Source organism: Sphingomonas sp. AC435, assembly GCF_979253005.1.
Window position 1 is genome coordinate 1 of sequence record NZ_CEEDCJ010000023.1, and the last position, 1,466, is coordinate 1,466.

General features: G+C 63.1%; 1 protein-coding gene and 1 tRNA gene. Both read right to left on the minus strand.

Features of this window, described 5'->3' with window-relative positions; genetic code table 11:
- Positions 1 to 217 precede the first annotated feature (217 nt).
- On the minus strand, positions 218 to 1,309 hold the full coding sequence (locus AC0CH8_RS18800; protein WP_465241188.1) for a tyrosine-type recombinase/integrase: 1,092 nt from the start codon (positions 1,307 to 1,309) through the stop codon (positions 218 to 220).
- Positions 1,310 to 1,389: 80 nt separating this feature from the next.
- Positions 1,390 to 1,466 (minus strand) — tRNA-Met (locus AC0CH8_RS18805).

The following is a 1,466-nucleotide window of genomic DNA, read 5'->3' on the forward strand; positions in this document are numbered from 1 at the left end:
GCGGGCCTGACATTACCCCCACGACCCGGGTCACTTCTCGATGAAAACGCCGGGTCAACTCTCAGTGAAAATCAACACTGAGATAGAGTGCGCTGTTGTAGGCGCCCCTGACCTCGTCCTCGTCGCTGTGGGCAAGCGCCATCTCGACCCAGTCCGGCCGATAGATCTCCGCCTCGTTCGCCCACGTCGACGCGATGCCACGGAAGCCATGGACGGTCTACTTGCCGCGATAGCCCATTCGGTAGCAGCCATAGATCATGGTATTCTGCGACAAGGGCTTGTTGGGCTTCTCGCCGGGGAACACGAAGTCGGAAGTCCTGTATTCGCGTAGATCGGCGATCAGCGCGACCGCCTGCCGCGGTAGCGGCACGAGATGTTCCCGGTCCATCTTCATCCGTTCAGCCGGCACCCGCCAGAGCGCATCGGCTCGATCGAGGTTCTCGAATTCGCCCCAGCGCGCAAGCCGCGTCTCGCCGATTCGCGCCCAGGTCAGGAGCGTGAACAGCAGCGCCGCACGAGTGATGGAACGTCGCCGTGGATTTTCTTCACCGTCGTAGCTGTCGATCGCGCGCACCAGATCCGGCAACTCCTGAAAGCCGACGCGGGCCATGTGCTTCACGCGCGGCTTGGGCTTCAGGGCATCACCCAGGCTGGCGGCGGGGTCGTGCAGCGCCCAACAGTTGGGAATGGCGAAGCGGTAGATCTGGTTGACGTGCTGCTTCAAGCGTCGGCTGACATCAAGCGCGCCGCGGGCCTCGACCTTGCGCACCATCGCCAGCACGTCCGCCGGTGTGACCTCGCCGATCTTCTTGCGCCCGAGTGCCGGGAAGGCGTCGCGTTCGAGTCGTGCCATCAGCCGCTCGGCATGTCCGGGATCAAGGGAATCCAGACGCAATGCGTGCCACTCCCTCGCTACCGCTTCGAACGTCATCGCCGACACCGGCGCGCCCTCTTTGGCACCCGGATCCTTGCCATCGTCCAAAGCCGCCTTCGCCTTCGTCCGCTTCACGCGGGCGTCGGCGAGGCTGAGGTCGGGATAGCTGCCGAACGACAGCATCTTTTCCCTGCCGTCGAACCGGTACTTCATCCGCCACAGCTTCGAGCCGTTGGGCCGGACGAGGACATAGAGGCCACCGCCATCGCTGAGCTTGTAGTCGCGATCGCGCTTGGTCGCGTATTTTACATCGAGTTCCTTGAGGGCCATTGGGGGTACCACTCCTTTCGCAACCGACGATACTCCCTCCAGCACCCCCAAAAGCAAATCGACGTGCCGGGTCTCCGGGGCACGCGCCGGCACCTCGCGGGACACAATGGCTCCACGTAACCGATTGGCAACAGGCACAAAAAAAGCGCCCCGGGACTGTGCGGGACGCTTTGGGAAGACTGAAATGGTTGCGGGGACAGGATTTGAACCTGTGACCTTCAGGTTATGAGCCTGACGAGCTACCGGGCTGCTCCACCCCGCG